The 18592-nt window shown below is 68.6% G+C and carries 18 protein-coding genes; 17 read left to right on the top strand and 1 reads right to left on the bottom strand.

Annotated elements, in window-relative coordinates; genetic code table 11:
* Positions 1–3 precede the first annotated feature (3 nt).
* From JC881_RS23615 to JC881_RS23535, 17 genes are all read left to right on the top strand, one after another.
* Positions 4–1629, top strand: coding sequence for an AMP-binding protein (locus JC881_RS23615; protein WP_198788158.1), 1626 nt, complete (start codon positions 4–6; stop codon positions 1627–1629).
* Positions 1626–2798, top strand: a complete 1173-nt coding sequence (locus tag JC881_RS23610; RefSeq protein ID WP_198788157.1) for a thiolase family protein — start codon at positions 1626–1628, stop codon at positions 2796–2798. Before JC881_RS23615 ends, JC881_RS23610 begins: the two co-directional genes overlap by 4 nt.
* Positions 2795–4048, top strand: a complete 1254-nt coding sequence (locus tag JC881_RS23605; RefSeq protein WP_198788156.1) for an SDR family NAD(P)-dependent oxidoreductase — start codon at positions 2795–2797, stop codon at positions 4046–4048. The genes JC881_RS23610 and JC881_RS23605 overlap by 4 nt, the downstream gene beginning before the upstream one ends.
* 16 nt (positions 4049–4064) lie before the next feature.
* Complete coding sequence (locus JC881_RS23600; RefSeq protein ID WP_198788155.1) at positions 4065–4877, top strand: cyclase family protein; 813 nt, start codon at positions 4065–4067, stop codon at positions 4875–4877.
* Positions 4874–5599, top strand: a complete 726-nt coding sequence (locus JC881_RS23595) for an SDR family oxidoreductase (RefSeq protein WP_198788154.1) — start codon at positions 4874–4876, stop codon at positions 5597–5599. The genes JC881_RS23600 and JC881_RS23595 overlap by 4 nt, the downstream gene beginning before the upstream one ends.
* A 161-nt stretch (positions 5600–5760) precedes the next feature.
* Positions 5761–6930, top strand: coding sequence for an ABC transporter substrate-binding protein (locus JC881_RS23590; RefSeq protein ID WP_198788153.1), 1170 nt, complete (start codon positions 5761–5763; stop codon positions 6928–6930).
* Positions 6931–6980: 50 nt separating this feature from the next.
* Positions 6981–8126 carry an ABC transporter substrate-binding protein gene (locus JC881_RS23585; RefSeq protein WP_198788152.1) on the top strand — a complete coding sequence of 382 codons (1146 nt, stop codon included), beginning with the start codon at positions 6981–6983 and terminating at the stop codon, positions 8124–8126.
* A gap of 18 nt (positions 8127–8144) precedes the next feature.
* Positions 8145–9464 (top strand): aromatic ring-hydroxylating dioxygenase subunit alpha, encoded by a 1320-nt coding sequence (locus tag JC881_RS23580; protein ID WP_198788151.1) that lies wholly within the window; start codon positions 8145–8147, stop codon positions 9462–9464.
* Positions 9461–9934, top strand: a complete 474-nt coding sequence (locus JC881_RS23575) for an aromatic-ring-hydroxylating dioxygenase subunit beta (RefSeq protein ID WP_198788150.1) — start codon at positions 9461–9463, stop codon at positions 9932–9934. The genes JC881_RS23580 and JC881_RS23575 overlap by 4 nt, the downstream gene beginning before the upstream one ends.
* A 40-nt stretch (positions 9935–9974) precedes the next feature.
* A complete protein-coding gene (locus JC881_RS23570; RefSeq protein WP_198788149.1) occupies positions 9975–11138 on the top strand; it encodes an ABC transporter substrate-binding protein in 1164 nt (387 codons plus the stop codon).
* A gap of 72 nt (positions 11139–11210) precedes the next feature.
* Positions 11211–12266: a branched-chain amino acid ABC transporter permease gene (locus JC881_RS23565; RefSeq protein WP_198788148.1), complete on the top strand. Its 1056-nt coding sequence runs from the start codon at positions 11211–11213 to the stop codon at positions 12264–12266.
* On the top strand, positions 12263–14050 hold the full coding sequence (locus JC881_RS23560; protein ID WP_198788147.1) for a branched-chain amino acid ABC transporter ATP-binding protein/permease: 1788 nt from the start codon (positions 12263–12265) through the stop codon (positions 14048–14050). The genes JC881_RS23565 and JC881_RS23560 overlap by 4 nt, the downstream gene beginning before the upstream one ends.
* The gene (locus JC881_RS23555) at positions 14047–14778 is read left to right on the top strand and encodes an ABC transporter ATP-binding protein (protein ID WP_198788146.1); all 732 of its coding nucleotides are present in this window, start codon (positions 14047–14049) and stop codon (positions 14776–14778) included. Before JC881_RS23560 ends, JC881_RS23555 begins: the two co-directional genes overlap by 4 nt.
* Positions 14768–16354: an ATP-dependent acyl-CoA ligase gene (locus JC881_RS23550; RefSeq protein WP_198788145.1), complete on the top strand. Its 1587-nt coding sequence runs from the start codon at positions 14768–14770 to the stop codon at positions 16352–16354. The genes JC881_RS23555 and JC881_RS23550 overlap by 11 nt, the downstream gene beginning before the upstream one ends.
* A gap of 70 nt (positions 16355–16424) precedes the next feature.
* Positions 16425–17201, top strand: coding sequence for an SDR family NAD(P)-dependent oxidoreductase (locus JC881_RS23545; RefSeq protein ID WP_198788144.1), 777 nt, complete (start codon positions 16425–16427; stop codon positions 17199–17201).
* A complete protein-coding gene (locus JC881_RS23540) occupies positions 17198–17728 on the top strand; it encodes a MarR family winged helix-turn-helix transcriptional regulator (RefSeq protein ID WP_198788143.1) in 531 nt (176 codons plus the stop codon). The genes JC881_RS23545 and JC881_RS23540 overlap by 4 nt, the downstream gene beginning before the upstream one ends.
* A 2-nt stretch (positions 17729–17730) precedes the next feature.
* Positions 17731–18192, top strand: coding sequence for an acyl-CoA thioesterase (locus JC881_RS23535; RefSeq protein WP_198788142.1), 462 nt, complete (start codon positions 17731–17733; stop codon positions 18190–18192).
* 3 nt (positions 18193–18195) lie between these two features.
* On the opposite strand, the gene JC881_RS23530 is transcribed toward JC881_RS23535, so the two are convergent.
* Positions 18196–18579 carry a hypothetical protein gene (locus JC881_RS23530; protein WP_198788141.1) on the bottom strand — a complete coding sequence of 128 codons (384 nt, stop codon included), beginning with the start codon at positions 18577–18579 and terminating at the stop codon, positions 18196–18198.
* Positions 18580–18592 lie beyond the last annotated feature (13 nt).

The raw sequence follows: 18592 nt of genomic DNA, 5'->3' as shown, positions 1-18592 counted from the left end.
GCGATGCAACACGCCACCGTCCATCAGGTTTTCTCGGCGACTGCAGCGCGCACGCCGGAGGCCGAGTTCCTGTTCACCGAATCGGTGACCGCTGTGGCCTACGGCATCGCGGCCGGTGCCATTCGCTGGGACGAGGCTGCAGCCGAGGTCGAGCGACTGCGCACGGCCTATGCACAAGCTGGCTACGGGCACGGCCACCGCGTCGGGCTGCTGCTGGAGAACCGGCCTGCGTTCCTCTTTCACTGGTTCGCGCTCAACGCACTGGGCGTCAGCGTGGTGCCGATCAACGCCGAGATGCGCTCGGCCGAGCTGGTCTACCTGATCGGCCACAGCGAAATCGGCCTCGCCGTGACACTGCCCGAGCGCGCGAACGACCTGCGCGCCGCCGCTGCGCAGGCTGGCGTGGTCTTCGAGACGATGGGGCCCGACGACGCGGTGCCCAGCGCGAAGACAGCAGCGCCGCGCGCCCACGAGCCCGTCGGCATCGACACCGAATGCGGCCTGCTCTACACCTCGGGCACCACCGGGCGGCCCAAGGGCTGCATCCTGAGCAACGCCTACTTCCTGCGCGCGGGCGAGTGGTACGCCGCGCTCGACGGCGTGTGCAGCATCCGCCCCGACACCGAGCGCGTCATCACGCCGCTGCCGCTCAACCACATGAACGCGATGGCGTTCTCCACCATGGTGGTGTTGGTCGCAGGCGGTTGCCTCGTGCAGCTTGACCGCTTCCATCCGAAGACCTGGCTGGCGAGCGCGCGCGAAAGCGGCGCGACCATCGTTCACTACCTCGGCGTGATGCCGGCGATGCTGCTCTCCGCACCCGCGTCGGCCGCCGACCGCGACCACGCGATCCGCTGGGGCTTCGGCGCCGGCGTGGACCGCAAGAACCACACACCTTTCGAAGAACGCTTCGGCTTCCCGCTGGTCGAGGCCTGGGCCATGACCGAGACCGGCGCGGCCGCCTGCATCATGGCCAACCGCGAGCCGCGCCTCGTGGGCACGAGCTGCTTCGGCCGGCAGGAAGACTTCGTGCAGATCCGCCTCGTGGGCGAAGACGGCGGTGATGTGGGGGTCGATGCACCGGGCGAACTGCTCGTGCGTTCGGCCGGCAACGACCCGAAGCGCTACTTCTTCTCCGGCTACCTGAAAGACGACGAAGCCACGCGCGAAGCCTGGGCCGACGGCTGGTTCCACACCGGCGACCTCGTGCGCCGCGACGCCGAGGGCAACTTCTTCTTCGTCGATCGCAAGAAGAACGTGATCCGCCGCAGCGGCGAGAACATCTCGGCCGTCGAGGTCGAGAGCGTGCTCAACCAGCACCCGGCCGTGAAGACCTCGGCCGTGGCCGCCACGCCGGACGCGGTGCGCGGTGACGAGGTGCTGGCCTGCATCGTGATGCGCGAGGACGCCGATGCATCGCAGCGCGAGCAGATCGCCGCGAGCATCGTGCAGCACGCGCTCGATCAACTCGCTTACTACAAGGCGCCGGGCTACGTCGCCTTCGTCGATGCGCTGCCGCTCACGCCCTCGCAGAAGATCCAGCGCGGTCAGCTGCGCGAGATGGCGCAGTCGCTGCCGGGGCAGGACCATTGCATCGACACCCGGTCGATGAAGAAGAGGCAAGCATGAGCCGCAACCGGTTTTCCTACGAAGGCGTCGCGGTCGCCGTGCCCATCACGGTGCCCTACGTGCGCTACTCCACGCACACCGCGCACTGGTTCATCGGCCAGGCCGTGCAGGCACTGGTCGAAGCCAGCGGCGTGCCGAAGGAAGAGATCGACGGCCTGTGCCTGAGCAGCTTCTCGCTCGCACCCGACACGGCCGTGGGCGTGACGCAGCATCTGGGCATGTCGCCGCGCTGGCTCGACCACGTGCCCACCGGCGGCGCCTCGGGCGTGATGTGCCTGCGCCGCGCCGCGCGCGCCGTGCAGGCGGGCGATGCCGACATCGTCGCCTGCGTGGGCGCCGACACCAACCACGTCGACTCCTTCCGCCAGACGCTCGGCAGCTTCAGCAACTTCGCGCGCGACGCGAGCTACCCCTACGGCTCGGGCGGGCCGAACTCGATCTTCGCGTTCATCACCGCCAACTACATGCGCACCTACGGCGCGAAGCGCGAGGACTTCGGCCGCATCTGCGTGGACCAGCGCACCAACGCGCTCGGCAACCCGAACGCGATGTTCAAGAAGGGCTTGACGCTCGAGGAGTACATGGCCGCGCGGCCCATCTCCGACCCGATCCATCTCTTCGACTGCGTGATGCCCTGCGCGGGCGCCGACGCCTTCCTCGTGATGAGCGAGGAGCGCGCCCGCGACCTGGGCTTGCCGCACGCCGTGATCCGCGGCGCCATCGAGCGCCACAACGCCTACGCCGAAGACCCGGTGATGGTGCAGGGCGGCTGGCGCAAGGACCGCGACGACCTCTACGCACAGGCCGGCGTGCAGCCCGCCGCGCTCGACTTCGTGCAGACCTACGACGACTACCCCGTCATCGTGATGATGCAGTTCGAGGACCTGGGCTTCTGCGAGAAGGGCGAGGGCTCGGCCTTCGTGCAGTCGCACACCATGACCTTCGACGGCAGTTTTCCGAACAACACGAGCGGCGGCCAGCTCTCGGCCGGGCAGGCCGGCGCCGCGGGCGGCTTCCTCGGCATGGTCGAGGCGATCCGCCAGCTGACAGACGAAGCCGGCGCGCGCGCGGTGCCCGGCGCGCAACTCGGTCTCGTCGCCGGCTTCGGCATGGTGACCTACGACCGGTGTCTCTGCACAGGCGCCGTCATCCTCGGGAGAGCCGCATGACCATGCCCCTGATGCGCCCCCCGCGCAAGAACCCGGTGCTGCGCACCCGGCAGATGAACCTGCCGCCCGGCGCGCGCGGCCGCGTCGCGCTCGGCCTCACGGCCGCCGCCGCCGAGGGCCGCTTCGAGCTGCAGACCTGCGAGGACTGCGGCACCGTGCAGTACCCGCCGCGCGAGGTCTGCCACAAGTGCCTCTCGGCCGCGCTGCGCTGGCGCACGCAGAGCGGCGAGGGCGAGCTGCTCGGCAGCACCACGCTGCACCACAGCAACGACCTGTTCTTTCGCGAGCGGCTGCCCTGGCGGCTGGGCCTGGTGCACCTGGATGCCGGCCCGACGCTCATGGTCCACCTGCACGGCGAAGTGGGCGATGCGCCCACCCGAGTTCGCGTAGGTGCCCGCCTCGACCGCGCGGGCCAGGCCGTTCTCATTGGTTTTCCGAATGAAGGGAGTGCCCACATGGCCGACGACAAGATGCTGCGTGAAATGACCAGCGACCCCAAGTTCCGCAAGGCGCTGGTGACCGACGGCAAGACCGAGACCGGCCAGGCCATCGTGCGCGCGCTGGTGAAGGCCGGCGCCGACATCGTCTGGGTCGGCCATGCCGAGCCCTGGAAGAAGATGGGCGACGGGCTGGACGACATCTCGGCGCTGCCGCAGGTGACGCTCGTTCCTCTTGACCTCACCAACGGCCGCCAGGTGACCGAGCTCGCGGGCTCCATCGGCGGCAAGGTCGATATCGTGATCAACAACGCCGAGGTGCACCGCACCTTCGGCATCGGCGCGCGGCGCGGCACCGATGTCGCCAAGGCCGAGATGGACATCAACTACTTCGGCCTGCTGCGTCTCGCGCAAGAGTTCGGCCCCGCGCTCAAGGGCCGCTCGGCCGATGGCGCGACGGGCGCGACGGCGTGGGTCAACCTGCTGTCGATCTATGCGCTGAGCAACTTTCCGCCGCACGGCACCTTCAGCGCCTCGAAGGCGGCGGCGCATTCGCTCGCGCAGTGCCTGCGTGCGGAGATGCGGCCTGCGGGCATTCGCGTGATCAATGTGTTCCCCGGACCCATCGACGACGAATGGAACCAGCACACGCCGCCGCCCAAGCTGGCACCCACTGCGCTGGCCAACGCCATCGTGAAGGCGCTGCGCGATGGCGTCGAAGACGTCTACCCGGGCGACGTCGCGCAGGAGTGGCTGGAGCGCTGGCGCGACAACCCCAAGGTGCTCGAACGCGAGCTGGCCGCAGGCGGCTGAGAACAGGAGCCACACGATGACGACAACCACAGAACTCCTATCCGCCGCCGACATCCTGGGCGGCCTCGTGACCGCCATGGCGAGCGGCCGCATCCGCGTGATCGACCTCACGCAGACGCTCACGCCCGAATTCCCGCAGATCGCGCTGCCGCCCGAGATGGGGCAGTGCTGGCCCTTCCGCATCGAGGAAGTGTCCAAGTACGACGAGCGCGGTCCGGGCTGGTACTGGAACAACTTCTCCTGCGGCGAGCACACCGGCACGCACTTCGACGCGCCGATCCACTGGATCTCCGGACGCGACCTGCCGAACAACTCGGTGGACACCATCCCCGTGCAGAACTTCGTGGCACCGGCCTGCGTGATCGACTGCTCGGCCGATGTGCAGGGCAACGACGACTACCTGCTGAGCGTGGCCGACATCGAGCGCTACGAAGCCGCGCATGGCCGCATCCCGAAGGGCGCGTGGGTGCTGATGCGCACCGACTGGTCCAAGCGCAGCGACCCCGAGGCCTACCAGAACTTCGACGAGACCGGCCAGCACACGCCCGGCCCGAGCACCGAGGCCGTGCGCTTCCTGGTGGAGCAGCGCGACGTGCTGGGCTTCGGCTCGGAGGCCATCGGTACCGATGCGGGGCAGGGCTATCACCTGCGGCCGCCGTATCCGTGCCACTACTACATGCACGGCGCGGGGCGCTATGGCCTGCAGTGCCTGAGCAACCTCGACCTGCTGCCGCCCGCGGGCGCGGTGCTGATCTGCCCGCCGCTCAAGATCGAGAAGGGCAGCGGCAGCCCGCTGCGCGTGCTCGCCCTCGTGGGAGCGCAGGCATGACGCCGAAGGTCGCGGCCGTCACCGGCGGCAGCGCCGGCATCGGCAAGGCGATCTGCGAAGACCTGCTCGCGCAGGGCTACGAGGTGGTGTCGCTCGCGCGCCGCAAGGCCGAGATCGATCACCCGAAGCTGCACAGCCTGGAGGTCGATCTGAGCGACCGCGCGGCCACGGGCGAGGCGGTGCGCGAACTGGTCGAACGCTTTGCGCCGACCACCATCGTTCACAACGCGGGCGTCATCCGCGCCGCCTTGTTGCCCGAGGTGAAGCTCGACGACCTCGATGCGCTGGTCGACCTGCACCTGGGTTGCGCGATCCAGCTCGTGCAGGGCGCGTTGCCCGCGATGCGCGCGCAGCGCTTCGGCCGCGTGGTGCTGCTGTCGTCGCGCGCGGCGCTCGGCCTGGCGACCCGCACCAGCTATTCCGCGACCAAGGCCGGCATGCTGGGCATGGCGCGCACCTGGGCGCTGGAACTGGCGGCGGACGGCATCACGGTGAACGTGGTCGCACCCGGCCCCATTCGCACCGACATGTTCTACGACGTCGTCGAAGCCGGCAGCGAGAAGGAACGCGCGCTCGCGGCCTCCGTGCCCGTCAAGCGCCTGGGCGAATCGGCCGACGTGGCACGCGCCGTGCGTTTCTTCGCCGACGCGGACAACAGCTTCGTCACCGGCCAAGTGCTCTACGTGTGCGGCGGCACGAGCGTCGGCAGCCTGGTGCTTTGAAATGACCCCCAGTCTTCGCGCACTTCGTGTCGCTGCGCCAACCCCCTTCCAGGGGGCAACACCTGCGGCCCGGCAAAGCCGGTTCCGCGGTGTTCCTCGAAGTGGTGCAGCAGCCTCGTTTTCCTTTTCATCGTCCCTTTGACAACCTCTGGAGCATCGCCATGAAAGTCCTGAACCGATTCCGTGCCCTCGCGGGCATCGCCGTGGGCCTGGGCGCCCTGAGCGCCGTCGCTGGCGCCTGGGCCGCCGACCTCAAGGTCGGCTTCATCACGTCGCTCTCGGGGCCGGTGTCGTCGCTGGGCATTCCCTACGAGAAGGGCATGAAGGCCGCGCTCGCCTACAAGGCGGACCTGGGCGGCCGCAAGATCCAGCTGGTGCAGCTGGACGACGCCTCGGACCCGACCACGGCCGCGCGCAACGCCCGCAAGATGATCGACGAGGACAAGGTCGACGTCATCATCGGCACGGCGGGATCGCCTGGCGCGCTGGCCATCGCCGGCGTGGCGCGCGAGACGAAGACGCCGCTCATCTCCATCGCCAACGCGAACCTGCCGGGCGAAGAGGGCGCATGGATGGTCACGCTGCCGCAGCCCGCGCCGCTCATGGTGAGCGCGGTGGTCGAGCGCATGAAGAAGTCGGGCGTGAAGACGGTGGGCTACATCGGCTTCTCCGACGCCTGGGGCGACCTGGTGTACGACGCGCTGCAAAAGAGCGCGGAGCCCGCGGGCATCAAGATCGTGTCGAACGAGCGCTATGCGCGCGCCGATTCGTCGGTGACCGGACAGGTGCTCAAGATCGTGGCGCTGCGCCCCGATGCGGTGATCACCGGCACCTCGGGCACCCCCGGCGCGCTGCCGTACCTGGCGCTCGCGGAGCGCGGCTACAAGGGCCAGATCTACGGCATGCACGCACTCATCAACCCCGACTTCGTGCGCGTGGGCGGTGCCGCTGTCGAAGGGCTGCTCGCGCCCACCGGCCCGGTGATCGTGGCCGAGCAGCTGCCCAATGACAACCCGATCCGCAAGGTGTCGATGGACTTCCGCGCGGCCTACCAGAAGGCCAACGGCGCGCCCCCGACCGATGCCTTCTCGGCCTACACCTTCGATGCCTGGCTGCTGTACCTGGATGCCGCCCAGCGCGCGCTCGCCACCAAGGCCGAACCCGGCACGCCGCAGTTCCGCCTTGCGCTGCGCGACGCGATCGTCAGCACCAAGGAGCTGGTGGGCACGCACAGCGTCTACAACTTCAAGCCGACCGATCGCTACGGATCGGACGAACGCTCGCGCGTGGTCGTGAAGCTGGAAAAGGGGCAGTGGAAGCTGGTCCCCTGATGCAGAGCCCACAACCCAAACAACACACGCCACACGCTGGAGCACCCTCAATGAAAAAGAAACTGGCCCGCATCCTCGGCCTCACCGCCGTCGCACTGGCAACTGCACAGGCCATGGCGGCCGACCTGAAGATCGGCTTCATCAGCTCGCTGTCGGGCCCGGTCGCCGCACTGGGCGTGCCCTACGAAAAGGGCATTCGCGCAGCCATCGCCGAGCATCCGGAAATCGACGGGCGCAAGGTCCAGCTGATCGTGCTCGACGATGCCTCCGATCCCACGACCGCCGGCCGCAACGCCCGCAAGCTGGTGACCGAAGACAAGGTCGATGTGCTCATCGGCACCTCGGGCGTGCCGGGCGCGATGGCCATCGCCTCGGTGGCGCGCGAGCTGAACACGCCGCTGATCTCGCCCACGCCGGTGACCATCGCCGGCCCCGAGGGCGCGTGGACGGTGACGGTGTCGCAGCCCTTTCCGCTCATGGTCGCGGGCGTGGTGGACCGCATGCAGAAGTCCGGCGTGAAGACGGTGGCCTTCATCGGTTTTTCCGACGCGCTGGGCGACCTGGCCTACGACTCGCTGGTCAAGAGCGCGGCCACGGCCGGCATCAAGGTGGTGGCGAACGAGCGCTATGCGCGCAGCGATTCGTCGGTGGCGGGGCAGATCCTGAAGATCGTCGCGGCCCGGCCCGATGCGGTGTTCGCGGGCAACTCCGGAACGCCCGGCGCGCTGCCCTACATCGCGCTCGCCGAGCGCGGCTACAAGGGCAAGATCTACGGCACGCACGGGCTCATCAACGCCGATTTCGTGCGCGTGGGCGGCGCCTCCATCGAGGGCCTGCAGGTGCCGAGCGGCCCGGTGCTCGTGGCCGACCAGTTGCCTGACAGCAACCCCATCAAGAAGGTGTCGATGGGCTTTCGCAATGCGTACCAGAAGGTGAACGGCGCGGTGCCCACCGATGCCTTCTCCTCGTACACCTACGACGCCTACCTGCTGCTGGCCGACGCCGCCTCGCGCACCAAGGGCGAGCCGGGCACACCGCAATACCGCACGGCACTGCGCGACGCCATCGTGAGCACCAAGGAATTGGTGGGCACGCACGGCATCTACACCTTCAAGCCCGACGACCGCTACGGCTCCGACCAGCGCGGCGTGGTGATCGTGCAGATGAACAAGGGCCAGTGGAAGCTCGTTCCTTAAGAAGCTGAGCGCCCGCCGATGACCAGCTACCGCCATCATCCCGACCGCATCGCCGCCCTGGTGCAGGACGACCGCGTGCACCGCGACCTGTACCTGAGCGAAGAGATCTTCGCGCTCGAGCAGGAGCGCCTGTTCGCCAACACCTGGGTCTTCCTCGGCCATGCGAGCCAGGTGCCCGAGGCTGGCGATTTCGTGACGCAGGAGGTCGCGGGTCGGCCGCTGCTGATGGTGCGGCAGCCCGACGGGGCGGTGCACGTGATGTACAACCGCTGCGCCCACAAGGGCACCCAGCTGGTGACCGACGAGAGCGGCAACACCGGCCGCTTCTTTCGCTGCCCGTACCACGCGTGGACCTACAAGCTGGACGGCGCGCCGCTGGGCCTGCCGTTGAAGAACGGCTACGAGGGCACGCAGCTCAAGGCCTGCGAATCGGGCCAGGGCCTTTCCGTGGTGAAGCATGTGAAGGTGTACCGCGACTTCGTGTTCGTGCGCCTGGCCGACACCGGCCCCGCGTTCGAGGACTACTTCGGCGAGGTGCTCGGTGCCATCGACAACATGGTCGATCGCTCGCCCCAAGGCAAGCTCACCGTGGGCGGCGGCGTGCTGCGCAACATCGTCCACTGCAACTGGAAGATGTACCTGGAGAACATCAACGACACGGTGCATCCGATGTCCACGCACGAGTCGGCCACCAAGGCGGCCGAGGCGCTGTGGGAGGGGCACGCGCCCACCGATCCCAAGCCGATGGCGATGGAGCAGATCCTGCCCTTCGGCTCGGGCTACGAGTTCTTCGACAAGATGGGCGGGCGGGTCTTCGCCAACGGGCACAGCGTGCTCGGGGTGAACTTCAGCATCCACTCCAACTATGCGCAGCTGCCCGAATACGAGGCCGCGATGCAGGCAGCGCACGGCGCCGAGCGCGCGGCCGACATCCTGCAGCGATCGCCGCAGAACTCGGTCTTGTATCCGAGCCTGTCGGTGAAGGGCTCGCCGCAGGCCATTCGCGTGATCCGCCCCCTCGCGGCTGACCGCACGCTGATCGAGGCCTGGAGCTTCCGCGCGGCCGGTGCGCCCGCGCTGCTGTTCGAGCGCGCGATGAGCTACAACCGGCTCGTGTTCTCGCCGATGTCGGTGGTGGCGCACGACGACGTGCACCTCTTCGAGAGCATCCAGCAGGGCCTGCGCGCCGGCGGCAACGAATGGGTGAGCCTGCACCGCAACTTCGATGCGGCCGAGCTCGCGCAATCGACCATCACCACCAACGGCACTAACGAACTGCTCATGCGCAACCAGTTCCGCGCCTGGGCGAAGGCGATGGCATCGGAGGGCGCGGCATGAACGACCCCCGCGACTTCATCGCCCACGAGGCCGCGCTGCTCGACGAGCGGCGCCTGGACGAGTGGCTCGCGCTCTTTGCCGATGACGGCTACTACTGGGTGCCGCTGCTCGGCGCGGCGCAGGCCGATCCGTTCTCGCACAACTCGCTGGCCTACGAAGACCGGCTGCTGCTGCAGCTGCGCGTCGATCGCCTGAAGAACCCGCGCGCGCATTCGCAGCATCCCGCGAGCTACAGCCAGCATGTGCTGCAGCCGTCGCGCATCGAGGAAGAGACGGGCGACGAGGTGCGGCTGCGTACGCCGTTCCTCTACGTCGAGGCGCGTGGCGAATCGCAAATTCTTCTGAGCGGCACGGCCCGCCACCACCTCGTGCGTTCGCCAGCTACACCCTCGGGCTGGTCGATCCGCCAGAAGCGCATCGACCTGCTCAACGCCGGGCGCGCATTGCCGGCGATCCAGTTGTTCATCTGAGTTACCTGTTCATTCCAACCATCCTCACTGGAGCTACGACATGAAGAGCCTGATGCTGACCTTGACGCGCGGTGCCCTCGCCGCGGCGCTCACCGCCTGTGGCGTTGCGAGCGTTTTCGCGGCCGACCTGAAGGTCGGGCTGAGCGTGTCGCTCTCGGGGCCGAACTCCTCGCTGGGCGTGCCTTATGCGAAGGGCATGCAGGCGGCGCTCGCCTACAAGCCCGAGATCAACGGCCGCAAGGTGCAGCTCATCGTGCTGGACGACGGCTCCGACCCGACGACCGCCGGGCGCAATGCGCGCAAGCTCGTCGAGGAGGAGAAGGTCGATGTGCTCATGGGCACTTCGGGCGTGCCGGCGGCCATCGCGATGGCGCAGGTCGGCCGCGATGCGAAGACGCCGATGATCGGCTTGACGCCCATCCTGCTCGACCCGAACGAGAACCCGTGGGTCATGACGGTGGCCCAGCCCACGCAGCTGATGATCGACGCGGTGGTCGAGCGCATGAAGCGCAACAACGTGAAGACCGTGGGCTACATCGGCTTCACCGACGCGTGGGGCGACCTGGTGTACGACGCGCTCATGAAGGCCGCGCCCGGCGCGGGCATCAAGGTGGTGAGCAACGAGCGCTATGCGCGCGCCGATGCCTCGGTGACCGGCCAGGTGCTCAAGATCGTGGCGCTGCGCCCCGACGCGGTGATGACCGGCGGCGCCGGCACGCCGGGCGCGCTGCCCTTCCTCGCGCTGCAGGAGCGCGGCTACAAGGGCGGCGTGTACGGCCAGCACGGGCTGATCAACCCCGACTTCGTGCGCGTGGTCGGCACCGCGGGCCAGAACGCGCTGATGCCCACCGGCCCGGTGATCGTCGCCGAGCAACTGCCCGACAGCTACCCGACCAAGAAGATCGCGACCGAGTTCCGCGCGGTGTTCCAGAAGGTCAACAACGCGCCGACCAGCGATGCCTTCTCGGCCTATTCCTTTGACGGCTGGCTGGTGTTCGCCGATGCCGCCTCGCGCGCCATGAAGAAGGCCGAGCCGGGAACGGCCGAGTTCCGTGTCGCGCTGCGCGATGCCATCTTCAGCACCAAGGAAGTGGTGGGCACGCACGGCGTCTACAGCTTCAAGCCCGGCAGCCTCTACGGCGTGGACGAGCGCGCCCGCGTGATCGTCAAGCTGGACAACGGCCAATGGAAGCTCGCACCTTGATCGACGCCTCGTTCCCGACGAAGACAAGAAAAAGAGATGACAAAAGATGAAAGCAATGCCTGAGGTTTTCCTATGACGTGGGACGTCGCGCTGATCCTCATCACCGATGGCCTGGCCAACGGTGCCGTCTATTTGCTGGCCGGGCTCGGGCTGGTGCTGATCTTTTCCGTGACGCGCGTGGTGTTCGTGCCGTTCGGCGACATCGCGGCCTTCGCGGCGCTGTCGCTCGCGGCCTTCGAAACCGGCCGCGTGCCGGCGACCATCGGCATGGTGGCGGTGCTCGCGGTGCTGGCGCTGGCGACGGAAATCGGCAGCCTGCTGCGGCGCGGCGAGGGCGCGCGCATTCCGAAGGCGGTGCTGATGTGGGGCGTGCTGCCCGCGATTCCGTGCGTGCTCGCATGGCTCGCGGCGCGGCCGGGCGTGCCGGTGGCGGTGCATATCGCAGTGGCGGTGCTTCTGGTGGTGCCGATCGCGCCGCTGCTCGCACGCGTGGTGTTCCAGCCGATCGCCGATGCGTCGGTGCTGGTGCTGCTGATCGTGTCGCTCGCGCTGCACTTCCTGCTCTCGGGCCTGGGCCTCTTGTTCTTCGGTCCTGAAGGTTCGCGCACCACGCCGCTCACGAGCGCGGTGTTCACACTCGGCGACGGGTTCACGGTCAGCGGCCAGGTGGTGCTGATGGTGGGCGCGGCGATCGTGTTGAGCGGGCTGTTCTTTCTCGTGTTCGAGCGCACGGTGGCTGGCAAGGCGCTGCGCGCGACGGCGGTGAACCGCGTCGGGGCGCGGCTGGTGGGCATCCGGCCGGTGCGCACGGCGCTGCTGGCGTATGGCTGCGCGTCGCTGCTGGCCGGGCTCATCGGGGTGCTGATCGCGCCGGTGACGACCATGTACTACGACTCGGGTTTCATCATCGGCCTGAAGGCCTTCGTGGCCGCGATCATCGGCGGGCTCGTGAGCTACCCGATGACGGCCGTGGGCGCGCTCGCGGTCGGCGTGGTGGAGAGCTTCGCCTCTTTCTGGAGCGGCGCGCTGAAAGACGTGATCGTGTTCAGCCTGCTCATCCCGGTGCTGATGCTGCGGTCGTTCATGGTGACCCATTCGGAAGAGGAAGAAGACGAGGTGGACCAATGAACGGCAACCGCAAACGCTTGATGTGGATCGCCGTGGTGGTCGTCGTGCTGGCCCTCGTGCCGGCGGTGGCGGGCAGCTTCACGGTATCCCTCCTCAACGACATCGGCATCGGTGCGCTGGTGGCGCTCGGGCTGGTGCTGCTCACCGGCGTGGGTGGCGCAACCTCCTTCGGGCAGGCGGCCTTCGTGGGCATCGCGGCCTACGCGACGGCATGGCTCACGACGGCGCAAGGCATGTCGCCGTGGATCGGGCTCCTGTTCGCGTTGCTGCTCACCGGCATTTCGGCGCTGGCCATCGGCATGCTCACGCTGCGGCTCGGCGGGCACTTCCTGCCGCTGAGCACCATTGCGTGGGGCCTGTCGATCGCGATGCTGTTCGGCAACGTCGATGCGCTCGGCCGGCACACGGGCCTGTCGAACATTCCGGCGCTGCAGGTCGGGGGGTGGTCGCTGGCCGATCCGCGGTCGATGTACTACCTGATCTGGCTGGTGGTCGGGCTGGCGTGCCTCTTCAGCCACAACCTGCTGCAGTCGCGGCCGGGGCGCGCGATCCGCGGGCTGCGCGGCGGCGCGACGCTGCTGGCGAGCGTGGGGGCGGATGCGTACCGCGTGCGGCTCACGCTGTTCGTGACGGCCGCGCTCTTCGCGGGGCTGGCCGGCTGGCTCTATGCGCACATGAACCGCTTCGTGAGCCCATCGCCCTTCGACGTGCGCGCGAGCATCGAGTACCTGCTGATGGCCGTGGCCGGCGGGCTGGGCCAATTGGCCGGTGCGCTGGTGGGCGCTGCGCTGGTGCTGGTGCTCAAGAACGGCCTGCAGGACGTGCTGCCGATGCTCACGCAGCGCGCGGGCCAGCTGGAGGCCGTGGCCTTCGCCGCGCTCTTCATCCTGCTGCTGCACTTCGCGCGCGGCGGGTTGATGGGCTTGCTGCGGCGCTGGACGCGTCGGCACGGCGGCACGCAGGGTGTGTCTCGCCACGATGCCCCAGCGGTCGAGCCGCTGTCGCACCGGCAACTGCCGGCGCGCGGCACGCAGGTGCTGTCGGTGAATGGCGCGGTCAAGCGCTTCGGCGGTCTCGTGGCGGTGAATGACGTGAGCTTCGACGTGAAGGCCGGCGAGATCGTCGGGCTGATCGGGCCCAACGGCGCGGGCAAGTCGACCATGTTCAACCTGCTGACCTGCACGCTGCCGATGACCTCGGGGCAGGTGCGCTTTCTCGATCACGACATCGCCGGCATGCCGCAGCGGCAGGTGGCGCGGCTGGGCCTGGCGCGCACCTTCCAGCACGTGAAGCTCAGGCCGCGCATGAGCCTCCTGGACAACGTGGCGCTGGGCGCGCATTCGCGCACGCGCTCGGGCATCCTGAAGGCGGGCCTCAGGCTCGATCGCAAGGAGGAGATGCAGATCCTGCAGGAGGCGCAGCGCCAGCTCGACCGCATTGGCCTGGGCGACCGCGCGCACGAGCTCGCGGGCAGCCTGCCGCTGGGCACGCAGCGCATCCTGGAAATCGCGCGCGCGCTGGCCGCCGACCCGGTGCTGCTGGTGCTCGACGAGCCCGCGGCGGGCCTGCGTCGCAAGGAAAAGATGGCGCTCGGCGACCTGCTGCGCAAGCTCCGCGAGGAGGGCGTGACCATCCTGATCGTCGAACACGACATGGACTTCGTGATGAAACTGGTGGACCGTCTGGTGGTGATGAACTTCGGCTCCAAGCTCGTGGAGGGCGTGCCGTCGGCAGTGCGCGCCGACGAGCGTGTGCAGGCGGCGTACCTGGGGAGCGTTGTATGACTGCGATGCTGGAGATCGGTGACCTGCATGTGTCGTACGGGCAGGTCGAGGCGGTGCGCGGTGTGTCGCTCGACTTGCAGCCTGGGCAGATCATCTCGGTGATCGGTCCGAACGGCGCGGGCAAGACCACGCTGCTGGCCGCCGCCATGGGCTTGCTGCCATGCAAGGGCACGCTGCGCTTCGAGGGCGAGGACCTGCAAGGGCTCGACGTGGAGGCGCGCGTGGAGCGGGGCCTGTGCCTCGTGCCCGAGAAGCGCGAGCTGTTCGGCGAGCTCACCGTGCTCGACAACCTGCAGCTGGGCGCTTATGCCAAGCGGCTGCGCGGCGATGCAATGAAGCGGCAGCTGCAGTCGGTGTACGGCCGCTTCCCGCGGCTGGCCGAGCGCCGTGCGCAGCGCGCCGATACGCTCTCGGGCGGCGAGCGGCAGATGCTGGCGGTGGGGCGCGCGCTGATGTCGGCGCCGCGCCTCCTGATGCTCGACGAGCCGAGCCTGGGCCTCGCGCCGCTGATCGTGCGGGACATCCTGACCATCGTGCGCAAGCTCCGCGAAGACGGCGTGTCGATCCTGCTGGTGGAGCAGAACGCTCGTGCTGCGCTTGAGAGCTCGGACGAGGGCTATGTGCTGGAGACGGGCGAGATCGCGCTTTCGGGCGCCTCGGCCGAACTGGCGAGCGATCCGCGCGTGCAGGCGACCTATCTCGGCGGAGGCACGCACGATGACGAGTGAGGTGCGCGCACTGCCGCCCGCGCAGCGCACGCTGCCCGCGATGCTGCAGCGGCAGGCGGCGCAGTTCGGCGCGCGCCCGCTGCTGCGCATCGCGGGGCGGCAGTGGACGCACGGCGATGCAGCGGAGGCGGCAGCCGTGCGTGCCGGTGCGCTGGCGCAGGCCGGTGTGGCGCGCGGCGATCGCATCGCGGTGATGTGCGGCAACCGCATCGAGTTTCTGGAGACCTTTCTCGGCGCGGGATGGATGGGCGCGTCGGTGGTGCCGGTCAACACGGCGTCGATGGGGCCGCAGATCGAATACTTCCTGGCCAACAGCGCGGCGAAATTGCTGGTGATCGAAGCGGGTTTTCTCGAGCGGTTGAAGACGGCCGATCTCGGGCGCACCGCGTTGCGCGAAGTGTGGGTGGTGGGTGAGGACGCTGCATCGTGGGAGCCGCCCGCAGGCGTGCGCGTCTCGCACTATCCGGAAGGCTCGGAGGCCATCGCGCCTGCCGCGGTGCAGCCGGGCGATCCGCTCGCCATCCTCTACACCTCGGGCACGACCGGCCCGGCCAAGGGCGTGATCTGCCCGCATGCGCAGTATTTCTGGTGGGGCGTGAACAGCGCCGAAGTGCTCGGTGTCGGGCGCGACGACGTGCTGTGCACGACGCTGCCGCTCTTTCACATCAACGCGCTCAACACCTTCGCGCAGGCCGCGCTGACCGGGGCCGAGGTGGTTTTCGAATCGCGCTTCTCGGCGTCCGGCTTCTGGCCTTCGATGCGCGCGAGCGGCGCGACCGTGGTCTACCTGCTCGGCGCGATGGTGCCGATCCTGCTCGCGCAGCCCGAGGGCGAAGGCGAGCGCGATCACCGCGTGCGCATCGGACTCGGGCCGGGCGTGCCAGCGGCGGCGGGGCAGGCGTTCAAGACGCGCACAGGCGTGTCGCTGCTCGAGGGCTACGGCTCGACGGAAACGAACTTCGCGATCGCCACCGCACCCGATTCGCCACGCGGCGGCGTCATGGGTTGGCTGCGGCCGGGCTTCCAGGCCTGCGTGGCCGATGAGGACGACGTGGCGCTGCCGTCCGGCGAAGCCGGCGAACTGCTGCTGCGTGCGGACGAGCCCTACGCTTTTGCGAGCGGCTACTTCAACATGCCGGAGAAGACGGTCGAGGCATGGCGCAACCTGTGGTTCCACACGGGCGACCGCGTGGTGCGCGATGCGGACGGCGCGTTCCGCTTCGTGGACCGCATCAAGGATGCGATCCGCCGGCGTGGCGAAAACATCTCTTCGTTCGAGGTCGAGCAGGTGCTGCTGAGCCATGCGGCCGTGGCTTCGTGCGCGGTGTACCCGGTGCGCTCCGAGCTCGCCGAGGACGAGGTGATGGCCGCGCTGGTGGCCCGCGAAGGTGCCCACATCGACCCGGTCGAACTTGCGCGCTTCTGCGAGGGCCGCCTGCCTTACTTCGCGGTGCCGCGCTACATCGACGTGCTGGCCGACCTGCCGCGCACCGAGAACGGCAAGGTGCAGAAGTTCAAGCTGCGCGAGCGCGGGGTGGGGCCGCAGACCTGGGACGGCCGGCCCGCGCGGTCGTAGGGCGTTTCATGCGGTGACAGTCCGGTCCATCGGACATCGCTAAAATGATTCAGAACTAAACCATTCAGGTATGCAATCAAATTTACTCACTGGCCGTCACGCTCTCGTCACCGGCGCGGCGCGCGGCATCGGCGCCGAGATCGCCCGCACCCTGGCGTCCGAAGGCGCTGTGCTGACCTTGCTGGGGCGTGACCGCGAAGCGCTTCAGCGCGTGGCCGATACGCTTGCCGGTAGCGGGCATGGCGTGGCGACGGCCGATGTGGCCGATCCGGAGGGCGTGCAGGCGGCCTTCGCGCAGGCCCGTGCGGCGCGGGGCCCGATCGTCATCCTCGTCAACAACGCCGGCGCTGCAGAGAGTGCGCCGTTCCTCAAGACCTCGGTCGAGCTGTGGCAGCGGATGCTGTCGGTGAACCTCACCGGCAGCTTCCTGTGCGCGCAGGCCGCGTTGCCCGACATGCTCGAAGCGGGCTGGGGCCGCATCGTCAACATCGCGAGCACGGCGGGGCAGAAGGGCTATGCCTACGTCTCGGCCTACACCGCGGCCAAGCACGGCGTGATCGGCCTCACGCGATCGCTCGCGCTCGAAGTGGCGCGCAAGGGCATCACGGTGAATGCCGTGTGCCCTGGCTATACCGACACCGACATCCTGCGCAACAGCGTCGCGAATGTGGTCGGCAAGACCGGGCGCAGCGAGGCCGATGCGCTCGCGGAGTTCTCCAGTGTGAACCCGCAGAAACGCATCGTGCAGCCGGCCGAGGTGGCCGATGCCGTGCGATGGCTGTGCGGGGAGGGCGCTGCGTCGGTCACCGGCCAGTCGATTTCGGTTTCGGGAGGAGAAGTGACATGACACGCAACGATGCCTCGCACGCCGCGCTCAGCGACGCCGAAGAACTCGGCCACGAGGGCCGCGCCGGCCACGAGGACCACGCGATGCTCAAGCTGTGGCTGCGCATGCTCGCGAGCACCACGCAGATCGAGGCCGAGATCCGCCGCCGGCTGCGCGAGCGCTTCGGCATCTCGCTGGCGCGCTTCGACTACATGGCGCAGCTGCACCGCTACAAGGACGGGCTCAAGATGCGCGTGCTCTCGCGCTACCTGATGGTGACCGGCGGCAATGTGACCGGCCTGACCGACGAACTCGAACGCGAAGGCATGGTGGCGCGCGCGCCCAGCCCCGACGATCGCCGCGCATGGATCGTGAGCCTCACGCCCGCCGGGCGGCGCACCTTCGAGACGATGGCGAGCGAGCACGAGCAATGGATCCTCGAGATGTTCTCGGGCCTGGACATGAAGACGGTCAAGCAGATGCACAGCCAGCTCGGGCTGCTGCGCGTGCACGTGATGCGCGGCGAGGCCGGGGGCGAGGAGGGTTGAGCATGAGCGAGGCTACGCATGTCGACCTCGCGGCGGCGAGTGCGGAGTTCCGGCGGCCGCGGCTGATCCGGTTTTCGGACTGCGATCCGGCGGGCATCGTGTTCTATCCGCAGTACTTCGTGATGCTCAACGGGCTCGTCGAAGACTGGGTGAACGAAGGCTTGGGGCTCAGCTATCACGGGCTCGTGGCCGAGCGCCGCATCGGGCTGCCGACCGTGAAGCTCGAGGTGGACTTTCGTGCGGTGAGCCGGATGGGCGATCGAGTGACGCTCGGGCTCGTCGTGGAGCGGCTGGGCTCGCGCTCGATGACGCTGGCGGTGCGCTGCTTCGGTGCCGAAAGTGGCGAAGTGCGGATGCAGATGGCGCAGGTGATCGTGACGACATCGCTCGAGACGCATCGCGCGGTCGCGATTCCGGACGACATGCGCGCGGCGATCCTTCGCGAGGCGCCTGGTCTGGCTTGAGCTTCAGGGCGCCGGCTCGGCGTCTTGCGCGTGTTTCTTCAGCCAACCGCTGAGCTCTCTTTTCCCTTTGGCATTGGCCGCGCGCCACGCCTCGCGTGCGGCCGCGACGAAGCGCTCTTCCGCCGCGTCCGGCACCTCGGAGGGCCGGTCCTCCTTGTCGAGCCAGCCGGCCTCCACCTCGCAATGCCGCTCGATCTGGCGCGCGAGGTTGTCGCCGATGGGCCGGGCGCTCTTGATCTGGCTCCACATGCTGGGGGAGATTTCGATCTTCTTCGCGAAGGACTGGTCCAGCCCCTTGGCTGGCAGGCCGGCGGCAATGGCGCCCTCGAGAAAGCGGCGATGCAGCGCAAGGACATTGCGACGGCGCGCGACGGTGGTATTGGGCACTCTGTTCAAAAAC

This window comes from Variovorax sp. IB41, assembly GCF_016405905.1.
GTDB lineage: Bacteria > Pseudomonadota > Gammaproteobacteria > Burkholderiales > Burkholderiaceae_C > Variovorax.
The sequence above is the reverse complement of the archived record's forward strand: the minus strand, read 5'-3'. Positions and strand labels throughout refer to the sequence as shown.